The organism is Streptomyces coryli (assembly GCF_011044975.1).
In the GTDB taxonomy this organism is placed as follows: Bacteria; Actinomycetota; Actinomycetes; order Streptomycetales; family Streptomycetaceae; genus Streptomyces; species Streptomyces coryli.
Window position 1 is genome coordinate 1 of sequence record NZ_JAAKZV010000093.1, and the last position, 20,765, is coordinate 20,765.

The window sequence follows — 20,765 nt, forward strand, 5'->3', positions numbered from 1 at the left end:
AGATAGAGGTGGGGCTCGGTGGTGGCGTCGGGGTGGTCCGGGGTGAAGGTGGTGGCGTGACGGGACAGCACCGTCAGGCCGGCCGTCTCCAGCAGGGCCGTGAGGTCCTGTTCGGAGAAGCTTGTGGCGCGGACCGGGTGGCCCATGAAGGTCACCTCGACGTTCTCCACGTCGGCCGGCACGGTGGCCAGGACCAGGTGCCCGCCGGGCTTCAGGCTGCGGGCCAGGCGGCGTAGCAGCGCTGACTGCTCGGCGCGGGTCATCTGCAGCAGTGAGAAGAAGACGCACACGCCGTCGAACGCGTCCGCGTCGAGGGGGAAGTCCCGGATGTCGGCGCAGCGGAATTCGGCCGCGGGGACCTGTCGAGTGGCGAGGTCGACCATGACGGGCGAGACGTCGATGCCCAGTACCGAGTGCCCTGCCTCGACGAGTGCGGCGGCGGCCGGCCGCCCGGTGCCGCTGCCCACGTCCAGGGTCCGCGCGGCGGGCGGCAGCTGCTCGATGAGCCATTCCAGCGCGGTCGTGTGCGCGGGGGCGTGGGCGAAGGCCTTCTCGTAGGCGGGGCCGAGGGCGTCGAACAGCTCGGCGGCGGGCGGGCGTTGGGGCCCGGGCGTCACGTCCTCGTGCGGCACGTCGGTGTCCCTTCGCTCGCCGACCGGCATCGTCGCACCGGCCCGATACGGCCCACAAGGGCGGCCCGGCGCAAAGCCGTTGACACCACTGCGAGTGCAGTACTACCTTCAAACCACTGCAACTGATGCACATCAAAAGCAGCCCATGGAGGGGACCCTGATGCGAAAGCTCACCTACTTCGTAGCCGCCACGCTCGACGGCTACATCGCCGGGCCGAACGGCGAGCTCGACTTCTTCCCGTACCAGGACGAGGACATCCAGACGATCGCGGCGGACTACCCGGAGACGCTCCCGGTGCCCGTCCGCGGTGCCCTCGGCGTGGCCGACGCCCCGTCCCGGCACTTCGACACCGTGATCATGGGCCGGGGCACCTACGACCCCGGCCTGGAGGCGGGCCTCACGAGCCCGTACGCCCACCTGCGGCAGTACGTCGTCTCCACCACGCTGACCAGCCCCGATCCGGACGTGGAGGTCGTCGGGGGAGATCCCGTCGCCTTGGTCCGCGACCTGAAGAAGCAGGACGGCCAGGACATCTGGCTGGCCGGCGGCGGCAAGCTGGCCGGCGCGCTGCTCGGGGAGATCGAAAAACTGATCGTCAAGCGGCACCGGATCGTGGCAGGCTCCGGCACGCCGATGTTCGCCGGGCACTTCGCGCCGGCCGCCTTCACTCCCACCGACACCCGGACCCTGGCCTCCGGCCTGGAGTTCATCACCTACTCCCGTACCGGAGGCAGAATTTGAAGACGCTCCAGACCGTCACCCTGCTCGCGGCCACCCTCGCCACCGGCCTGATGGCCGGGCTGTTCGCCGGGTTCGCCTACGCCGTCATGCCGGGCCTCGGCCGTTCCTCGGACCGCACCGCGGTCGAGGCGATGCAGAACATCAACAAGGCCATCCTCAACCCGGCGTTCATGCTCCCCTTCATGGGCGCGGTCCCGCTGCTGGTGCTGGCCACGGTCCTGGCCTGGCGCGGCCAGGGGCGCGCCGCACTGCCCTGGATCATCGCCGCGCTGGTGCTCTATCTGGTCGCCTTCGGCATCACCAGCGCCGTCAACGTCCCGCTCAACGACCAGCTCGCCAAGGCCGTTTCCCCGGATGAGGGCGCCAAACTGGCGGCGGCCCGCGGTGACTTCGAGAGCACCTGGGTGACGTGGAACCTCATCCGCGCGCTCGTGCACACCGCAGCGTTCTGCTGCCTGCTCTGGGGGCTGGTGGTCTACGGGGCCGACCGGCTGCATGAGAGCAGGTCGGACGGCGGGCGGGCGCCCGTCCCGACGACGCAGACGATCGCCGCCTACCCCACGTATCCGAGCCGCTAGCCGATCAGTTTCCGCAGCTCCGGGGTCAGCCTGCGCGCCATCAACTCATGTCCTTCCGGACCCGGATGCACGCCGTCGGTCAGCAAGTCGGCGTCCGGATGGCCGAGGATCCCGGAACCGTCGATCAGATGCAGGCCGGTATCGCCGTGACCGCGCAGCAGGGTCACGGCGGTGCCGACCGCGCGGCGGATCTCCGACAATGTCATGCCGCCGGGGCCCGCGGTCTCCTCCTTCGCCGGCGAGACGATGGGGGAGACGACGGCCAGCGGGACGCCCGGGTGGCCGTCCCGGATGGTGCTGAGGAAGCCCAGTACGGCGGGCAGGAAGGAGCGTTCGGTGAAGGTGCCCTGGCCGCGGACGTTGATGCCGAGGCAGGCCAGGATCAGGTCGGCCGGCCGGTCGCGGATGAGGCGGGCGATCATCGGGTCGAGGTGGCACTCGCCCGCGTAGCCGAGGCAGGTCAGGTCGTATCCGAGGGCCCGGGAGGTCAGCGCGGGCCAGGTGCGGGTGGGTGAGGCCGCCTGCCTGCCGTGGGTGATCGAACTGCCGTAGGTGATCAGCGCGGGCCGCGCCGCCGGCTCGGCCCGCCGGACCCGGGCGCCGGCGTCGACCGACAGGCCGCGCAGGCGCAACTCGCCGAACTGCGGCAGCCACAGCTCGACGGTGTGGTCGCCGGCCGGGAGCCCGTCGAAGCGGAAGGTCCCGTCCGCCGCCACCTTCTGGGTACGGACCGGCTCGCCGTCCACGATCAGGTCGACGGGGGAGAGTTCGTCCTTGCCCACCCGGTCAAAGCGCCCCGCGAGGTGCGTGCTGTCCGTGCCGAACACGATCCGTACCCCCGCCGCCATCGACGCGCGCCGGCGCAGCACGTCCCCGGGGAACAGGGAAATGCGGCTGTGCGGCAGGCGCCACGGCCGGGAGAAGTCAGGGGTGTGCTCGACCTCGACGGCGCCGGCCCACAGCAGCGCCGGGTCGTCGCCGCGGAGCTCCCGGGACCGCTCGTGCTGCTTCGGTGCTTCCATGATCCTTCTATATCAGGGCTGGTGGCGGCCTGGCCCCGGGGCGCGGCGACGTCGATCGTGGCCGCCGCGCCCCGGGTTGTCAATGCCAAATTTTCGTCGCTGACGACCTCTTGACCGTTTCGGAGATCTGTACGTAGCGTCCTCGGCGTCTTGCACTTCATACGTATTAAGGATCCGGGATGGCAGCACAGCGACGGCGCCCCACACAGGTGGACATAGCCCGTCGGCTCGGGATTTCGCAGGCGACCGTGTCCCTCGTGGTGAGCGGCGGACCTGCGAGTTTCCAGGTCGCGGACGAGACCCGCCGGGCCGTGCTGGAGGCCGCCGCCGAGCTCGGCTACACGGTCAACGCCGCCGCCCGCAGCCTCAAGGGCGGCCGGAACCGCCTGCTCGGCCTGTACACGTTCGAGCCGGTCTTCCCGGTCGACCGGCGCGACTTCTACTTCCCGTTCCTGCTCGGCGTGGAGGAGGAGACCGCCGCATGCGGCTACGACCTGCTGCTGTTCAGCTCGGCCACCGCGCGCGGCGACCGCAGCATCTACGCCAGCGGGGGCAACCGGCTCAAGGTCGCCGACGGCTGCGTCCTCCTCGGCCGCCACATCGACCGCGCCGAACTCGCCGAACTCGTCCGCGAGGACTTCCCGTTCGTCTTCATCGGACGCCGTGAGGTCCCCGGCCGGGAGCTGTCGTACGTGGCCCCCGACAACGTCGGGGCCACCCGGGACACCGTCCGCTCCCTGGCCGGTCTCGGGCACCGGCAGCTGGCGTACCTGAAGATGGCCGAGGACCAGGAACCCACGCGCGACCGTGCGGCGGGCTTCCGGCAGGGGATCGCCGACGCCGGGATCGGCGAGGACGAGGTCCTCGTCCACGCCATGGACGACCCGGCCGCGATCACCGGTGGGTTGCTCCAGGAATGGCTCGCCGACGGGATCACCGCGCTGCTGGTCGAGCCCAGCGAGGACGACGCCGCCATCGCGGCCGTCGAACGCGCCGCCGCCGAGGCGGGGATCCGCATCCCGGAGGACGTCTCGGTGGCCCTCCTCGGCGATCCGCCGCTGAGCGAGAGCACCCGTGACTGGACCCGGTACACCCCGCCGCGGGAGCAGATGGCCCGTGAAGCGGTCCGGCTGCTCCTGGAGTTGCTGGACGACGAGGAGGGCCGGCCCCGCCAGCTGCTCGTCGACTGCCGGCCGATCGCCGGCGAGACCGTCGCCGGACCGAGCGCGGGCCGCCCGTCATGACCCATGAGCTCGTACCGCTGAAAGGGCTGCCGCAGTGATCCACTACCTTGCCAAGCGGCTGGCGATCGGCCTCCTCACGATCTGGGGCGTCGTCAGCGCCGTGTTCGTCGTGATCCGGCTGGCGCCGGGCGACCAGGCCACGGTCGCGCTGGGTCCCGGCGCCAAGGCGGAGGAGATCGCGGCGCTGCGCCACTCGCTGGGCCTCGACGAGTCGCTGGTGGTCCAGTACTTCTCGTATCTCGGTGATGTCGCGACGCTCGACTTCGGCCAGTCGTATCGCTACGGGCGGCCGGCGATGCAGGCCGTCCTGGAGCGATTCCCGGCGACCATCGAGCTCACCATCGCCGCCACGGTGATCGCGATCCTCGTCGGCCTCGTGCTCGGGGTCGTCGCCGGTCACCGTCCCGGCAGTCTGGTGGACCAGGCGGTGTCGACGTTCACGCTGGGGCTGCAGGCGGTGCCGCCGTTCTGGATCGGCATCATGCTGATCCTGCTCTTCGCGCTGCAGGCCAAGATGCTGCCGAGTGCGGGCGGCGGGAGCTTCCCGCATCTGGTGCTGCCGGCGATCACGTTGTCGATCCCGTTCACGGCGCTGGTCGCCCGTATGACGCGAAGCGGCGTCGCCGAGACGATGACCGAGGCGTTCGTCCAGACCGCCCGGTCGAAGGGGCTCACCGAGACCCAGGTGCTCGGCGGGCACGTGCTGAAGAACTCGCTCATCCCGGTCGTCACGGTCGTCGGCCTGCAGATCGGGACGCTGCTCGGCGGCGCCGTGGTGATCGAGACGGTCTTCGCCTGGCCGGGGCTCGGACAGCTGCTCGTCAGCGCCGTCGGCAACCGCGACTACGCGGTGGTGCAGGGCGCGACCTTCCTCATCGCCATCTGCGTGATCGTCCTCAATCTGGCCGCCGACCTGGTCAACGCCAAACTCGACCCCCGGATCCGTGTGGAGGCACGTCGATGACCCAGTCGGATGTCCTGGTGGCCGAGCCGAAGCCTGAGCCGGAGGCGGCAGCCCCGGTGCGCCGCCACCGTCGGCCTCTTGCCGCCCTGCCCTACGTCATCATCGGCATCTATCTGCTCACCGCGTTCTTCGGGCCGATGCTCGTCGATTACGACCCCGTGGCGACGTCGGTCAAGGGCCGGCTGCTGCCGCCCGGTTCGGAGACCGCGACCGGCACGGCGTGGCTGGGCACCGACGGCGTCGGCCGCGATGTCCTGGCCCAGGTCGTGTACGGGGCCAGGACCTCGTTCATCATCGGGATCGCGGTGGTGTTCCTCTCCGGCCTCATCGGCGTCGCGCTCGGGGCGATCGCCGGCTACTTCGGCCGGCTGCCCGACATGGCCGTGTCCCGCACCATCGACGTGCTGATGGCCTTCCCCGGCATCCTGCTGGCGATCGTCATCTCGGGCCTGCTCGAACGCGGCATGCACGTCGTGATCATCGCGCTGTCGGTCGGCGGCTGGGTCGGCTTCGCCCGGCTCTCCCGCAGCATCACGATGTCCACCCGGGAACGGGACTGGGTCGATGCCGCCCGGATCATGGGCGTATCGAAGCCGGCGACGCTCACCCGGCACATCGCGCCGTTCCTCGCCGGCTCGGTCATCGCGCTCGCCACGATCGAGCTCGCCTCGGCCGTGCTGTCCGAAGCGGCCCTCAGCTTCCTCGGCCTCGGACTCCCGCCCGACGTCGTCTCGTGGGGCCAGAGCATCGCCAACGGCCGGGATTACCTCGCCACCGCCTGGTGGATCACGGTCTTCCCGGGCCTCGCTCTCACCATCCTCGTCATCTGCATCGGCCTGGTCGGCGACAAACTCACGCGGCGATACACCCGCACCCGCGACTAGCGCGCCGTGACCCGTACTCCAGCTTTCGAAAGGAAACCCGGCATGGACATCCGTACCCGGAGACCGCTCGCGGCGGCCGCCGTATCGATCAGTCTGCTCATGGTCACGGCCGCGTGCTCGTGGTCGGACACGCCCGCCGTGGGTGCGGGGGGCGGCGGCACCCTGAATGTCGCGGGGCCGATCCCGATCGAGAACCTCGACCCGCACGGTGCGGCGAGCATGGACGGCGGGACGCAGCTGGCGGCCCGGGCGATCTTCAGCCCGCTGGTCACCGCCACCGGACCCGGCAAGTTCAAGGGCGACCTGGCGACCAAGTGGGCGCCGAACGAGGACGCCACCAAGTGGACCTTCACGCTACGTGAAGGGGTGAAGTACTCCGACGGCACGCCGGTGACCGCGCAGGAGGTCGTCGCCTCCTTCGAGCGGGTGCTCGCCGCGAAGGGGCCGCTGGCCGGCAACTTCGGCGGGTACAGCGTGGACGCGCCGGACAAGAAGACGGTGGTCTTCACCTCCAAGACGCCGGACGCCGCGTTCCTCGGGAAGATCACGTCGTTCTTCGTCACCCCCGAGAAGGCCGAGAAGAAAGGGTTCTTCCAGAAGCCCGTCGGCTCCGGCCCGTACAAGGTCTCGTCGTTCGAGCCCGGCCAGGCGCTGAAGCTCAAGCCCAACGCCGACTATTGGGACGGCAAGCCGGACCTCAACAACGTGGTGTTCAAGTCGATCCCCGAGGTGTCGGCCCGGATGACCGCGCTCAAGACGGGCGAGGTCGACGTGACCTGGGGCATGCCCGACGACCAGATAGCCCAGCTCAAGTCGGACACCAACCTCTCCGTCGACGCCGTCCCGAGCCCCGGCGTGAACACGATGTGGATGAACAGCGGTACCCCGGCGCTCAAGAAGGCCGACGTCCGGCGGGCGCTGTGGCAGGCCGTCGACTTCAAGTCGATCGTCGAGTCGCTGTACCCGGAGACGGGGTCGCTCGCGGACTCGGTGGTCAGCCCGGTGGTCCTCGGCTACGCGAAGCAGCAGCCGGTGAAGTACGACCCGGCCGCCGCGAAGGCCGCGCTGAAAAAGGCCGGATTCGACTTCGGTACGAAGCTCCGCTTCCAGTACTCGCAGCCGCAGTTCCGGCAGTTCGTCGAGGCCGTGGCGTCGGACCTGAAGAAGGCCGGCGTCAAGGTGGACCCCGTCGAGAAGGAGCAGGCGGTCTTCCTCGAGGACCTGCTCGCCATGAAGTGGGACATCAACATCCAGCAGATCGGCTCGCAGGGCTTCGACGCGGCCACCAACCTCGGCCGGCTCTACCCGTGCGCGGCCAAGCGCACCGGCTACTGCAACAAGGAGCTTGACAAGGACCTGGCCGCGGCGGGCGCGAGCACCGACGTCGCCGAGCGGAAGAAGCTCTACGCCAAGGCGACCAAGACGATCTGGGACGACGCGGTCGGCATGTACCCGATGTTCGTCGAGCAGCCGTATTCCTGGCGCAAGACGGTCAAGGGCCTGAAGCTCGCCCCCGACGGCATGCCCACCTTCGCGGACGTGAAGGTCTCGGAATGACCGATCTGCTCCAGGTGGAAGACCTCGAAGTCGCCCTCGCCGGGGGCGGCGGCGAGGGCACGGTGATCGACTCGGTGTCCTTCTCGGTGGCCGCCGCCCGCACCACAGGTCTGATCGGCGAGTCCGGCAGCGGCAAGACGATGAGCTCGATGTCCATCGTCGGGCTGCTGCCGGCCGGGGCGAAGACCTCGGGCCGGATCGCGTGGAAGTCGGAGAACCTCCTCGACGCTCCCGCCCGCCGGCTCCGGCAGGTGCGCGGCCACGAGATCGGCGTCATCTTCCAGGACCCGCTCGCCGCCCTGAACCCGATCCAGACGATCGGCCGTCAGGTCGGTGAGATCCTGCGCCGCGGCGGCATGCGGCGCCAGGAGGTCCGTACGAAGGTGCTGCAACTCCTCGACCGGGTCGGCATCCCGGACCCCGAGCAGCGCATCGACGTCTACCCGCACGAGATGTCCGGCGGCATGCGCCAGCGCGTGATGATCGCGATGGCGCTGGCCGGCGGACCGCAACTGATCATCGCCGACGAGCCGACGACCGCCCTGGACGTCACCACCCAGGCGCGCATCCTGAAGCTCCTCGCCGACCTGCGCGAGCAGGAGGGCGTCGCGATGTTGCTGGTCAGCCACGACCTGCGGGTGATGGCGCATGTCGCGGACGACGTCGTCGTCATGTATGCGGGCCGGGTCGCCGAGCGCGGCCCGGCGCGCGAGGTGCTCGACAAGCCCCGGCATCCGTACACCCGGGCGCTCGCCAACAACGTGCCCGCGGTGAGTACCAAGACGGCGATCGCCGAGCCGCTGCAGGGCGCACCGGCCAACCCGTTCGACCGGCCGGCCGGCTGCGCCTTCCACCCCCGCTGCCCGATCGCGCGCGAGCGCTGCCGGACCGAGGTGCCGCAGCTGCGGGAGGCCGAGCCGGGCCGCTTCAGCGCCTGCCATTACGCGTCCGAGGTGAGCTCATGACATCGACGGACACGATTCTGGAGATCCGCGATCTGCAGGTGTCGTTCCCCGGCCCGCGGCGGTCGCTGCGCGCACCCCGGACGACGGTGCGTGCCGTGGACGACGTCAGCCTGGACGTCCGCGCCCAGGAGATGCTGGCGCTGGTCGGCGAGTCGGGGTCGGGCAAGTCGACCGTGGCGCGCTGCGTCCTCGGGCTCGTACGCCCACAGGCAGGCACGATCTCGTACGAGGGCCGCCTGCTCGGGCCGATCGACAAGCGGCCGCCCGAGCTGCAGCGCGCCGTCCAGATGGTCTTCCAGGACCCGGGCTCGTCGCTGAACCCGCGGATGACCGTCGGCTCGATCATCCGCGAGGCATGGAAGGTCCATCCCGCCGTGGCACCGGCCGGCGACCGCGGGCAGGCCCTGCGGGAGGTGCTGGCCGACGTCGGACTCGACGGGGGTGTGGCCGACCGGCGGCCCTCGGCGCTGTCCGGCGGGCAGCGGCAGCGGATCAGCATCGCCCGGGCGCTCGCGCTGCGGCCGCGGCTGCTGGTGTGCGACGAGGCGGTGTCCGCGCTGGACGTATCGGTCCAGTCGCAGATCCTCCGGCTGCTCGTGGACCTGCAGAAAACGCGTGAGCTGGCCGTCCTGTTCATCACCCACGACCTCGCGGTGGTACGGCAGATCGCCGACCGGGTCGCGGTGATGAAGAAGGGCGAACTGGTCGAGTGCGCCTCGGCCGAGACGTTGTTCACCGCGCCGTCCCACCCCTACACACAGGGCCTCTTGGGCGCCGCCTACGACCTGGAGGGCGCGGATGTGCCGGTCAGGGAGACACAGGAGCAGATCAGTTGAGTAACGAGCACAGCATCCGAACCGACGTCCTCATCGTCGGGGGAGGTGTCGGCGGCGTCGCCGCTGCCCTCGCGGCGCTGCGCCGCGGCCGGTCGGTCGTCATCACCGAGGAGTACGACTGGCTCGGCGGCCAGCTCACCAGCCAGGCCGTCCCGCCCGACGAGCACGCCTGGATCGAGCAGTTCGGCTGCACCCGCTCCTTCCGCGCCTTCCGCGAGGGTGTGCGCGAGCACTACCGCACCTGGTACCCGCTGACCGCGGCCGCGCGCCGGCAACCGGATCTGAACCCGGGCCTGGGGCGCGTAAGCCGGCTGTGCCACGAGCCGCGCGTCGCCCTCGCCGTGCTCGACGGGATGCTCGCGCCGTACCGGTCGGCGGGCACGCTGCGCGTCCTGACCGGGCATCGCGCGGTGGCCGCGCACGTCGACGGCGACCGGATCACCGGCGTCACCGTCACGTCCCGTACGGGCGAGGAGCGCACCGTCGAGGCGCCCTACGTCCTCGACGCCACCGAGCTCGCGGACCTGCTGCCGCTCGCGGACGTCGAGCACGTGATCGGCTTCGAGTCCGCGGCCGAGACCGGCGAGCCCAGCGCGCCGAGCGAGGCGCAGCCGCTGAACCAGCAGGCGTTCTCCTGGGTGTTCGCGGTCGAGCACCGCGACGGCGAGGACCACACCATCGACCGTCCCGCCCAGTACGGCTTCTGGCGCGAGTACCAGCCCGACTACTGGCCGGACCGCCTGCTCAGCCTCACCGCGCCGGACCCCCGGACTCTGGAGACGCTCACCCGCACCTTCGTGCCGCACGCGCCCTCCGGACCGGTCGTCGCCGACCAGAGCGCCGACCCGGGAGACCGCGACCTGTGGCAGTTCCGCCGCATCTTCGCGCGCGAGCAGTACGAGCCCGGCTTCGCGGCCAGCGACATCACCGTCGTCAACTGGCCGATGATCGACTACCTTCCCGGCCCGCTGGTCGGCGTCACCGACGACGAGCGCGACAAGCACCTGGAGGGCTCCCGGCAGCTGTCGCTGAGCATGCTCCACTGGCTGCAGACCGAGGCGCCGCGTCCCGACGGCGGCACCGGCTGGCCCGGACTGCGCCTCCGCCCGGACGTGATGGGCACCGACGACGGCCTGGCCATGGCGCCGTACATCCGCGAGTCCCGCCGGATCCGGGCGCAGACGAGGATCGTCGAGCAGGACCTGTCGATGGCGGTACGGGGCGACGCCGGCGCCGTGCACTACCCGGACTCGGTCGGGGTGGGCATGTACCGGATCGACCTGCACCCCTCCACCGGCGGCGACAACTACATCGACGTGCCCAGCAGCCCGTTCCAGATCCCTCTGGGCGCCCTGCTGCCGGTCCGGATGCGCAATCTCCTCGCCGCGGGCAAGAACATCGGCACGACCCACATCACCAACGGCTGCTACCGGCTCCACCCGGTGGAGTGGAACATCGGCGAGGCGGCGGGCGCGCTGGCGGCGCACTGCCTCACCAACTCCCTGACCCCTGAGCAGGTCAGGACCGACGCCCGACACCTCGGGACGTTCCAGAGCGAGCTCGTGCAGGACGGCTTCGAGCTCGCCTGGCCCGAGGTGAAGGGCTACTGATGACGATCGATGGCATAGCGCTGCTCGGCGGGGTCACCGTCCCGCTCGTCACCCCGATGGACGAGACCGGCCGGCCGGCGGCCGCCGACGACCTGCTCGCCGCCCTCGCCGGCGCGGGGGTCGAGAAGCTGATGCTCCTCGGCAGCAACGGGGAGGGCCCGCTGCTGCCGACGGCGGCCGTCGGGGCGTTCGTGGACGGCGTGATCAAGAAGTGGCGCTCGCTCACCGGCGGCGGCGTGGTCACCGTGAACGTGACCGCCGCCGGCACCCTCGAGGCCCTGGAACGCGCCGAGATCGCGGCCGCGATGGGCGCCGACGCGCTCGTCATGAGCCCGCCGATCTACTTCCACCATCGGGATGACGAGATCATCGCGCACTACGCCGCGCTGGCCGACATCGGCCTGCCGGTCATCGCGTACAACGCGCCGCGCTACAGCAACCCGCTCACCCGGGAGCTGGTCGAGGCTCTCCTCGGCCTCGACCACCTCGTCGGGATCAAGGACAGCTCCGGCGACCTCGGCTTCTTCGCCGAGCTCGTCGAGCGGGCCCGTACCCGGCCCGGCTTCGCCGTCAGCCAGGGCGCGGAAACCCAGCTCGCCGCGGCGCTGGACCTCGGCGCCGACGGCATCGTCCCCGGCGTCGCCAACATCGGTCCAGGCCTGTCCCTGCAGTTGATCGCCGCCCACCGGGCCGGCGACCGCGACGAGACCCACCTCCTCCAGGCCCTCATCACCGGCCTCACCGCGCTCCACACCATCCGCCGCGGGACGCCGGGAGTGAAGGAGATCCTCGCCCAACTCGCCCTGTGCCCCCCGCACGTGGCACCACCCCTGCTCCCCACCGAACCAGCCGAGCGGGCCGCCTTCCAGCAGTTCATCGCAGCGCACCAGAACCAGCTACTCCACCCACCGAAGGGATAGCAGCAGCATGGGCACGAGTGTCAACTTCTCGGCCCTAACGGACCGAGCTTGTCAGCCCAGTTGTTAAGCCGAATCGCGCTCCCGACTGCCCCCTACGACAGGGCGGTCACGGGTCGCATCCACCACAGACAGGAGGTGTTAGGTCCGTTGTGGTACGGGTCCGTTGACGAGAACCCACGCCGAGCGTGCGCGGTTACGCACGTTGACCCCGGCGACGTGGTCGGCAGGGCCAGCGAGCCCGCACCGACGACAGCAGAAGTGGTCCCGGGTACGCCGGTTGGCGCGCTCGGTGTGCCCGCAGCGCGGGCAGCGCTGCGAGGTATATCTGGCGTCTACCGCGATCACCGGCACCCCGGCACGGCGGGCCTTGTATCGCAGGTGTTCTTCGAGCTGGCGGAACGGCCAGGAGGAGAGCATGGCCCGCTGGTCGCGGCGTGGCCGTACCCGGTCGCGGATGCTGCCGAGGTCCTCGACGGCGATGCCGCGTCCGGTGCGTTGCGCGATGGCCACGATCTCCTTACTGATCTTGTGGTTCTGGTTGGCGGCGTGCCGCTGCTCCTTCCTGGCGCGCCGCCGGGCCCGCCGCTTGGCGCTGTGGGTCATTTTCGCCTGCAGTTCGGCCCGCTTGCGGGCGTGATGGCGCCGGTAGCGCCCCAGGCGACGGCCCTGGTAGTTGGTGCCGTCCGAGGTGGTGGCGAGGTTGGCGATGCCTCGATCCACGCCGATCCAGTCGACCGGCTCGAACCGCGGCTCTTCGGGGACCTCGCAGACCGCGACGAGGAACCACTTCCCGTCTCTGTGCACGAGATCAGACTCGCCCTTCCGGTACTCGCGCAGGGTCTTGAGGTGGTCGGGGTGCCCGGTGTACCGCACGCCCTTGATCCGGCCCGCTGTGGTCCAGATGGACACCGTCGCAGCGTCGTGCTGCCACGACAGGATCCGGTCGTCGTACGGCTGAGCCGCATCCAGGCGGAATGCGATCGGCTTCGACTCCGCCTTTCGGCGGCGCTTGGTCCCCGGAGGGCCCAGGTTCCCGGCCTTGATGTTGGCCCGCAGAGTCGCGTAGGCGTCCACGACCTTCTTGACCGTCCGCACCGCCGCCTGCGCAGACAGACCGAACTCGGCCTTGAGCGCCGAGTAGACCTCTCTTTGGAGGTCGTTGCGGGAGGTCTTGCCCGTAGCGAATGCCGTCGCCGAGGTGTGGTCCGCGGCTCGATTGACCGTCCGCAGCGTCGCCTCGAGTGCCGCCGCCTCCTCGGACGTCGGCATGAGCTTCACCTGCACCACGACCTTCACTCACCCACCGTAACCGGAGGTTCTGACAATGCCCGCTGACCAGCCACTCCGGCTTCGCCGATCCGATGCTGCGCCGCTCCGCACCGCCCGACCGCGGACGCTTTTCCTCCCGGCCCTGAAGGACCGGGCTTCCAAGGGAGGCATCCGGTGAACAGACGTCATCTCCTGCGTGCCGCCGGTCTTGCCGGCATCACGTCCACCGCCGTCGGCGGCTTGAACTCGTCCGCGCATGCCGCGGAGCAGGCGAAACCGCTCGACGTCGCGAATGCCTCCACGCCGCAGGACTTCGGCGCCGTCGCCGACGGTGTCGCCGACGACACCGGGCCCATCCAGAAGGCCATCGACGCGCAGCGGGAGCGGCAGAACAAGATCGTCTACTTTCCGCCGGGCACGTATCGCATCACCAAGACGCTGGTCGTCCCGGACGCGGAGAGCGCGGGGGGCGGGCACTTCAACCGCCTCGTCCTCGCCGGCGCCGGCACCATGGGCTCGCGGACCTCGATCATCGACGTCGACTTCGACGGAACGGCGATGGAGGTACGCGCCCCGCTGGCGGCGGTCCGCGGCCTCGCCTTCGTGGCGCCGCCGAGCCTGAAGAACACGGTGGGCCTGCGCATCGCCCGGGACCCCGCGGCCCAGCCGCCGAACACCGACGACATGGACGCGACGGTCACCGAGTGCACGTTCATCGAGTTCTACACCGCGGTACGGCAGGTGGGGCGCGGGCTGGTCTTCACCAACAACCTGGTCGCGGTCGGTGACGTCGGCCTGGAGATCTCGTGGCCGACCTCGGGCGTCGGCGGCGACGGCGTTCACGTCCTCCCGTACGGGATGCGCAAGTGGCTCATCGAGGGCAACCACTTCCACAGCATGGGCACGGCCATCATCACCAGCGGCGCGGACGCCCACAACTTCCGCGGCGCGGTGATCGCGAACAATGTCCTCGACATCGGCAAGCGGCTCTTCACCGGCGGCATCATCAACTCCACCTTTGCCGGAAACGTCGTCGAGAACGGCACCGGCGGCGGGGTCGTCACCGTCACCGCGGGCGGCACGAATCTCACCTTCAGCGGCAACATCCTCGGCGGCGGCGACCCCGGCGGCGGTGCCCGCCCGCCGCACGCGATCGAGTTCCGTCCCGAGGCGAAAGCGCACAACGTCACGATCACCGGGAACGGCTTCAACTGGATCGAGGGCTCGCCGGTCTACTTCGGCGGGGCGGTGTCCGACAGCACGGTCTCCTCCAACTCCTTCGAGAACTGGAACCTCCTCAAGGAGGAGCGGTGGAGCGCGGTCCGAATCAACGGGGACGCCGAAGGCGTCGCCGTCATGGCCAACGCCTTCGGCGACAACCCGGTCGACGCGTCGCCGCCGGTGCGCGTGATCGGAAAGGTGACCGGTTCTACGATCGTCGGCAACACCTTCCGCAACGCCGCTGGTGTGCTGTACGCCGAGACGGTCGGCGACGGGAACTACATCGAGCGCCGCGGCGCCGGTGCCAACAAGCATGAGCTCACCGCGAACAAGGACGGCGCGCTCGTCGTACGGTCGACTTCCACCGGCACCCCGGACGTCGGCTCCGACGCGTACGGCAGCTTCGTCGCCGCATCGGACCAGACGGCGGGCGCGGGGCCCGGCGTGAAGGGCGGCGTCCGGGTCGTACCGGCCAACGAGTCCGGCGCCGGGGCCGTCGAGCTGCTGTGCGCGACGAACAGCACCAACGGCGTCGCGTCGCTGCGGGTGGACATCAACGGACTCGTCCCGACCGCCGACAACGCCCGCGACGTCGGCTCGGCGGAGAAGCGGGTGCGGACGGTCTACGCCCACAACCTGCTGCTGGCGACCGTAGCGGCCGCCGACCTGCCCGAGCCGAAGCCCGGCGCCCTGGCCATGGTGAACGACTCCTCCGACAACCCCGTGCTCGCGATCTCCGACGGCAAGGGCTGGCGCCACCTGCCGCTGGGCGACCTGATCTGATCGCCTGAGTTCTGAACTATCCAAGGAAGTAATCCGTGAGACTGGCCAGTTATCTGTACGAGGGCACCGAGCGGTGGGGGTTCGTCATCGAGCCGTCCGGCGAGACGGCGTGGGTGGTCGAGCCCGCCCGGGCCGAGGCCTTCCTCACGACGTACGCGTCGATTCCGTCGTCCGGCCTCGTGGCCACGCTCGCGGGCTTCCTGGCGCTCGAGGACGCGGGTATGGAGGCGCTGTCGCGGCTGGTCGGATACGTCGAGCGGTTCGTGGCGCAGACCGATGCCACGCTGCTGCCGCGGGCCGGGCATCCCGTCGACGAGGTCGAGCTGCTCGCCCCCATCCCGCGGCCGCGCCTGTACTGGGGGCTGGTCACCAACTCGCCGTCCTTCGTGCGCAACAAGCCGAACATCGGCAACCTGAACCTGTTCCCGCTGGGCCACCAGCGGCCGCAGGGCGCGGCGATCGGCCCCGGCAGCCCGGTCACGATGAAGCACGACCACCACCTGCCGCACATGGCCTACAACGTCGAGCTCGCGATCGTGATCGGCAAGGCCGGCCGCTACATTCCGATCGACCGGGCCATGGACCACGTCGCCGGCTACACCGTCGTGAACGACGTGTCCGGCAGCTACTACTACCGGTCGATCCCCGGCAATGCCGACAACGGCTATGCCCTCCCGGCCCGCTACAACGACTGGCTCTACCAGGCCACCGCGTCCTGGGGCGGCAAGAAGGCCGACACCCTGTCCCCGATGGGCCCGTACCTGGTGACGAAGGACGAGGTGGCGGACCCGTACAACCTCCTCATGTACACCCGCCAGTCGGGCCGGACCCGCGACCGCGCGCACACCGCGGCAACTCTGATGGGGATCGAGCGGGTCATCCACTGGTACTCGTCGTTCGCCTCGCTGGAGCCCGGCGATGTGATCCACTTCGGCACGATGGGCGTCGACGGCCTGCCGGTCCTCCCGGACGACGCGGCGGACCCGGAGACCCGGCTGGAAGTCGAGATCGAGCAGATCGGCACCCTGGTGAACCCGATCCGGATCGCGGATGAGGGCGAGCGCCCGCGCGTAGCGCTGGAGTCCCATCCCTCGCATGCGATCCGGGAGGTGGCCGCGTCGGACGCGCGCGTGCTGGACTCGCCGGGGGAGTGGGCGGTGGGTGCGGCGCGCCACTTCTACACGTCGTTCGGCAACGACCGGTCGGCGGAGGCGGCGGACGGGCTGGCGCAGCTGGAGGTGCCGCGTTTCCTGAACGGTCCGGCCAGGTCGCTCACCGCCGGCGGCTCGGTCGTCGAGATCCCGCCGCGCGCCAACGACCTCGTCGTGAGCATTGAATTGGCGGCGGTCGTACGGGAGTTGGCGGCCGACGTCGAGGACGGCCGCTCGGTCGTCCTCGGCTACGCACCCCTCATCTCGCTCTGCGACCTCTCCTTCGCCGATGCGGTGGTCGAGCCGGCGCGGCTGGGCGAGCGTGGCATTCCCGCGGTGTACGGGAGGTGGGCGGACGGCTTCAATGTCGTGGGTGAGGTGCTCACGCCGCTGCCCGAGCACGACTGGAGCGGTCGGGCCATGTCGCTGCAGATCGGAGACCAGGTGGTCCACGGCAAGACGTCCCGGTACCTCGCGGGCCCGGACGAGCTGATCACGACGATCTCCAGCATGATCACGCTCTTCCCCGGCGACGTGATCACCCTCGGCCGGACGGCGGCGCACCTCCGTATCTCCAGGGAGGCCTACGCATCCGGCCTCCTGGTCCGCGGCGAGATCGAAGGCCTCGGCACGGTCGAGGCCGAGCTGGCACCGAGGGGACGGCATGGCGGGCAGTGACCGGACCGGGCACCCGACCCGGGCGATCCTGGTCTTCTTCGACACCCTCAACCGGCGCTTCCTGCCCCCGTACGGCAATGACTGGGTGCACGCCCCGAACTTCCGCCGCCTCGCCGAGCGCAGCGCGACCTTCGGCAACTGCTACGGCGGTTCGATGCCCTGCATCCCCGCCCGCCGCGAACTGCACACCGGCCGCTACAACTTCCTGCACCGCAGCTGGGGCCCGCTGGAGCCGTTCGACGACTCGATGCCGCGGCTGCTGGGCGAGCATGGCGTCCACTCCCACCTGGCCACCGACCACCAGCATTATTTCGAGGACGGCGGCGCGACGTACCACACCCGCTACAGCACCTGGGAGTTCTTCCGCGGCCAGGAGGGCGACCCCTGGAAAGGGCAGCTCGCGGACCCGGACATCCCGGAGGCGGTCCGGCTGCTGCGCGGCGAGCGCTGGCGTCAGGACTGGATCAATCGAGGCCATCTCGAGCGCGAGGAGGACCACCCGCAGTCGCGCACTTTCGACGCGGGCCTGGACTTCATCGAGGCGAACCATGCCCAGGACAACTGGTTCCTGCAGATCGAGACCTTCGATCCGCACGAGCCTTTCTTCACCTACAAGCAGTACAAGGACCTCTACCCGCACGCCTACGACGGCCCGCACGCGGACTGGCCCGATTACCAGCGCACCACCGAGCGCCCGCAGGCCGTGGAGCACGTCCGCTACGAGTACGCCGCGCTGCTGAGCATGTGCGACCGCTCGCTGGGCCGGGTGCTGGACGCCATGGACGCCCACGGGATGTGGGACGACACGCTGCTCATCGTCGGCACCGACCACGGCTTCCTGCTCGGCGAGCACGGCTGGTGGGGCAAGAACATCCAGCCCTGGTACGACGAGAACATCCACACCCCGCTCTTCGTCTGGGACCCGCGCACCGGCGTCCGCGGCGAGCGCCGCGACAGCCTCGTGCAGACCATCGACCTCGCGCCGACCCTGCTGGAGTACTTCGGAGTCGAGCGGCCGCAGGACATGCAGGGCGTGCCGCTGCGCGAGACGACCGCGAGCGATGTCCCGGTGCGCGAGGCCGCCCTGTTCGGCTCGTTCGGCGGTCATGTCAATGTCACCGACGGCCGCTACGTCTACATGCGCGCGAGCGCGAGCGAGGACAACGCGCCGCTGTACGAATACACGCTGCTGCCCACCCGCATGAAGGGCTACTTCGCGGGTGCCGAGCTGCGCGACGCCGAGCTCGCCGCCCCGTTCTCCTTTACCAAGGACTGCCCGGTCCTGCGGGTGCCCGTCCACGGCCAGCGCAGCACCCACCACCACGGCTCACTCCTCTTCGACCTCGATGCCGACCCCCGACAGGAACGCCCGTTGGTCGATGATGAGGTGGAGCTGCGGATGGCGGGCCTGCTGACCGCCCTGATGCGCGCCAACGACGCACCCGCCTCGCAGTTCGAGCGTCTGGGCCTCCCGCGGGAAGGCGACGTGACCCGCGAGCACCTGCTCGTACGCCGGCAGCGCGCATCGGCCGAGCGGGCCGCCGCGGCCCTCCCCGACGAGGATGATCTCCCGCAGGGCCGCATCCATCTGCGCAGCCCGCTGTCCACGCTGCTGGCGGAACCGGCGGCGACCGCGGCCATCGAGACCGCGGTGCCGGGCCTGCTCAGCAACCCGCGCGTCGCCACCCTCGGGCACGTAACCCTGCGTGAACTGGCCGCTATGGCACCGGCGGTACTGGACGGCCCCCGGCTGCGGGCGATCGCCGAGGCACTCGCCACGGTGCCGTAAGCCTTTGGTCATGGGCGCTCGCGACGGCCCGGTCGGCCGGCCGGCAGCGGGACCGGGTCGGCGCCGGGGACGACGGTGTTGGTGAGGCTGCCGATGCCCTCGACGGTGAGGGTGACGGTGTCGCCGGGCTTCAGCGGCGGCGGGGTCTGCTCGCCGCGTCGGCCCCACAGCTCGGCCAGGCAGCCGCCGTTGCCGCAGGTGCCGGAGCCCAGGACGTCGCCGGGTACGACGCGCGTGCCGCGGGCGGCATAGGCGGTGAGCTCCTCGAAGGTCCAGCTCATGTTGGACAGCAGGTCCCGGCCGACCACCTGGCCGTTCACCTCTGCGGTCAGGGCGAGGCGGAGAAAGCCCTCGCCGTCGCGGTGCGGCTCGAGTTCGTCGGCGGTCACGAGATACGGGCCGAGGGAGGTCGCGGTGTCCTTGCCCTTGCACGGGCCGAGGCCGACCGTCATCTCCGCGGACTGCAGGTCGCGCGCGGACCAGTCGTTGAAGACCGTGTAGCCGACGATGTGGTCCCGGGCCTGCGCGGGGGAGAGGTCGCGGCCCTGCCGGCCGATCACGGCTCCGACCTCCAACTCGAAGTCCAGGACGGCCGAGCCGGGCGGCATGGGGATGTCGTCGTACGGGCCGTGGATGGCGTGCGGGTTGGTGAAGTAGAAGGTGGGCGCCGCGTACCACTGCCCGGGCACGCCGGTCTCGCCGCTGACGGAGCGGCGGACGCCCTCGACGTGTTCCTCGAAGGCGACGAAGTCCCGTACGGACGGGGGCTGGAGCGGCGGCAGCAGCCGTACCTCCGCCGGACCGGGGTCTGGCGCGCCGTCGAGCGCCGCCCGGCCGGCGGCGAGCAGGCCGGGCAGGCCGCCGGTCCGCGCGAGCAGGTCGGTGAGCGAGGTGACGCCGGGGAGCGGGTGGAGCCGGTCGCCCTCGCCCAGCACCGCGACCCGGCGGCCGCCGCCGTCCCCGTAAGAAGCGAATCGCACGCCGCGCCCCTCAGACCGGCGGCGCGACGAAGACGCCGCGGTCCGGGTCGTTGAAGGACTCCTTGGCGACGATCTCGCTCATCGGGTTGGCGGTGCCCCACTGGTCGGTGACCTCGGGCTGCGAGAAGTCGTAGACGTGCGGGTGCCAGGTGTCCTCGTCGAGGAGCTCCAGCTCCGTCGTGTACTCGACGGTGTTGCCGTGCGGGTCGAGGAAGTAGGTGAAGGTGTTGTCGCCCGCCAGATGGCGGCCAGGGCCCCAGATCTTCTTGAACCCGGCGCGCATCACCCGGCCCGAGCCGCGCATGTACTCGTCCAGGCCGCGCATCTCGAACGACACGTGGTGCAGGGCGGTGTGCGGCCCCTGCGCGATCGCCATCGAGTGGTGCTGGCTGCTGATCCGCATGAAGTGCATGACCTCGCCCATGTGCGGTGAGGACAGCGTGTCGGAGAGGCGGAAGCCGAGGTGGCGCTCGTACCACGCCCGGGTGCGGTTCAGGTCGGGGGAGTTGAGGACGACGTGGGAGAGCTTGACCGGGATGGCCTCCTTCTCCTCGACCTTGCGGTGCCGGCGGACCTCGACGTCGGCGGAGACCTCGATGGTGCGGCCGTCGACGTCGAAGAAGCGGAAGCCGTAGCCGCCGCCGGGGGTGTCCACGGTGCCGGGGCGCGAGATCAGCTCCACGTCGCCCGCGAGCAGCCGCTCGGCCAGCGCGTCCACGTCGGCCGGGCTCGCGGCCCCGTAGGAGACGAGGTCGAGGCGCTTCTCGGCGGCCTTGCGCAGCCGCACGACGTACTGCTCGGGCGATCCCTCGGCGGCCAGGAAGGCGAGGCCCGAGTCCTCCTCGGTCCTGGTCAGGCCCCAGACGCCGGCGTAGAAGTCGAGCTGCTTGTCGTAGTCGGGGACGGCCAGGTCGACGTGGCGCAGGTGGGTGAGCATGGG

Annotated in this window: 18 protein-coding genes; 13 read left to right on the forward strand and 5 right to left on the reverse strand. The window is 70.5% G+C overall.

Annotation, left to right across the window (positions count from 1 at the left end; genetic code table 11):
• The coding region (locus G5C51_RS20920) for a class I SAM-dependent methyltransferase (RefSeq protein ID WP_165239652.1) at positions 1-662 on the reverse strand (662 nt) is incomplete at its 3' end.
• Between the two features lie 130 nt (positions 663-792).
• Here G5C51_RS20920 and G5C51_RS20925 point away from each other — a divergent pair.
• Positions 793-1,374, forward strand: coding sequence for a dihydrofolate reductase family protein (locus tag G5C51_RS20925; RefSeq protein ID WP_165239654.1), 582 nt, complete (start codon positions 793-795; stop codon positions 1,372-1,374).
• Positions 1,371-1,952: an anthrone oxygenase family protein gene (locus G5C51_RS20930; protein WP_165239656.1), complete on the forward strand. Its 582-nt coding sequence runs from the start codon at positions 1,371-1,373 to the stop codon at positions 1,950-1,952. The genes G5C51_RS20925 and G5C51_RS20930 overlap by 4 nt, the downstream gene beginning before the upstream one ends.
• Here G5C51_RS20930 and G5C51_RS20935 read toward each other — a convergent pair.
• Positions 1,949-2,974 (reverse strand): SGNH/GDSL hydrolase family protein, encoded by a 1,026-nt coding sequence (locus G5C51_RS20935; RefSeq protein WP_165239658.1) that lies wholly within the window; start codon positions 2,972-2,974, stop codon positions 1,949-1,951. The genes G5C51_RS20930 and G5C51_RS20935 overlap by 4 nt on opposite strands.
• 179 nt (positions 2,975-3,153) lie before the next feature.
• Here G5C51_RS20935 and G5C51_RS20940 point away from each other — a divergent pair, with 179 nt between their 5' ends.
• From G5C51_RS20940 to G5C51_RS20975, 8 genes are read left to right on the forward strand one after another with little or no spacing between them, the layout of a single operon-like run.
• Complete coding sequence (locus G5C51_RS20940; RefSeq protein ID WP_165239660.1) at positions 3,154-4,218, forward strand: LacI family DNA-binding transcriptional regulator; 1,065 nt, start codon at positions 3,154-3,156, stop codon at positions 4,216-4,218.
• Positions 4,219-4,252: 34 nt separating this feature from the next.
• The gene (locus G5C51_RS20945; RefSeq protein WP_165239662.1) at positions 4,253-5,182 is read left to right on the forward strand and encodes an ABC transporter permease subunit; all 930 of its coding nucleotides are present in this window, start codon (positions 4,253-4,255) and stop codon (positions 5,180-5,182) included.
• Positions 5,179-6,066, forward strand: coding sequence for an ABC transporter permease (locus G5C51_RS20950; RefSeq protein ID WP_165239664.1), 888 nt, complete (start codon positions 5,179-5,181; stop codon positions 6,064-6,066). The genes G5C51_RS20945 and G5C51_RS20950 overlap by 4 nt, the downstream gene beginning before the upstream one ends.
• A 42-nt stretch (positions 6,067-6,108) precedes the next feature.
• A complete protein-coding gene (locus tag G5C51_RS20955; RefSeq protein WP_165239665.1) occupies positions 6,109-7,623 on the forward strand; it encodes an ABC transporter substrate-binding protein in 1,515 nt (504 codons plus the stop codon).
• A complete protein-coding gene (locus tag G5C51_RS20960) occupies positions 7,620-8,588 on the forward strand; it encodes an ABC transporter ATP-binding protein (protein WP_165239666.1) in 969 nt (322 codons plus the stop codon). The genes G5C51_RS20955 and G5C51_RS20960 overlap by 4 nt, the downstream gene beginning before the upstream one ends.
• Positions 8,585-9,424: an ATP-binding cassette domain-containing protein gene (locus G5C51_RS20965; protein ID WP_165239667.1), complete on the forward strand. Its 840-nt coding sequence runs from the start codon at positions 8,585-8,587 to the stop codon at positions 9,422-9,424. The genes G5C51_RS20960 and G5C51_RS20965 overlap by 4 nt, the downstream gene beginning before the upstream one ends.
• A gap of 14 nt (positions 9,425-9,438) precedes the next feature.
• On the forward strand, positions 9,439-11,034 hold the full coding sequence (locus tag G5C51_RS20970; protein WP_165239683.1) for an FAD-dependent oxidoreductase: 1,596 nt from the start codon (positions 9,439-9,441) through the stop codon (positions 11,032-11,034).
• Positions 11,034-11,954: a dihydrodipicolinate synthase family protein gene (locus tag G5C51_RS20975; RefSeq protein ID WP_165239668.1), complete on the forward strand. Its 921-nt coding sequence runs from the start codon at positions 11,034-11,036 to the stop codon at positions 11,952-11,954. Before G5C51_RS20970 ends, G5C51_RS20975 begins: the two co-directional genes overlap by 1 nt.
• Positions 11,955-12,092: 138 nt before the next feature.
• On the opposite strand, the gene G5C51_RS20980 is transcribed toward G5C51_RS20975, so the two are convergent.
• On the reverse strand, positions 12,093-13,250 hold the full coding sequence (locus tag G5C51_RS20980) for an RNA-guided endonuclease InsQ/TnpB family protein (protein WP_338118241.1): 1,158 nt from the start codon (positions 13,248-13,250) through the stop codon (positions 12,093-12,095).
• Positions 13,251-13,397: 147 nt separating this feature from the next.
• On the opposite strand from G5C51_RS20980, the gene G5C51_RS20985 reads away from it, so the two are divergent.
• Genes G5C51_RS20985 through G5C51_RS20995 form a run of 3 tightly spaced genes read left to right on the forward strand, consistent with a single transcriptional unit; the run spans position 13,398 to position 18,845 of the window.
• Positions 13,398-15,227 (forward strand): glycosyl hydrolase family 28-related protein, encoded by a 1,830-nt coding sequence (locus tag G5C51_RS20985; RefSeq protein ID WP_165239669.1) that lies wholly within the window; start codon positions 13,398-13,400, stop codon positions 15,225-15,227.
• 35 nt (positions 15,228-15,262) lie between these two features.
• Positions 15,263-17,056: a fumarylacetoacetate hydrolase family protein gene (locus G5C51_RS20990; protein WP_165239670.1), complete on the forward strand. Its 1,794-nt coding sequence runs from the start codon at positions 15,263-15,265 to the stop codon at positions 17,054-17,056.
• Positions 17,043-18,845, forward strand: coding sequence for a sulfatase family protein (locus G5C51_RS20995; RefSeq protein ID WP_165239671.1), 1,803 nt, complete (start codon positions 17,043-17,045; stop codon positions 18,843-18,845). The genes G5C51_RS20990 and G5C51_RS20995 overlap by 14 nt, the downstream gene beginning before the upstream one ends.
• A gap of 8 nt (positions 18,846-18,853) precedes the next feature.
• On the opposite strand, the gene G5C51_RS21000 is transcribed toward G5C51_RS20995, so the two are convergent.
• Together G5C51_RS21000 and G5C51_RS21005 are read right to left on the reverse strand one after the other, a co-directional pair.
• Positions 18,854-19,825 (reverse strand): fumarylacetoacetate hydrolase family protein, encoded by a 972-nt coding sequence (locus G5C51_RS21000; protein ID WP_165239672.1) that lies wholly within the window; start codon positions 19,823-19,825, stop codon positions 18,854-18,856.
• A gap of 10 nt (positions 19,826-19,835) precedes the next feature.
• Positions 19,836-20,762, reverse strand: a complete 927-nt coding sequence (locus G5C51_RS21005; protein WP_165239673.1) for a VOC family protein — start codon at positions 20,760-20,762, stop codon at positions 19,836-19,838.
• Between the last annotated feature and the right edge of the window lie 3 nt (positions 20,763-20,765).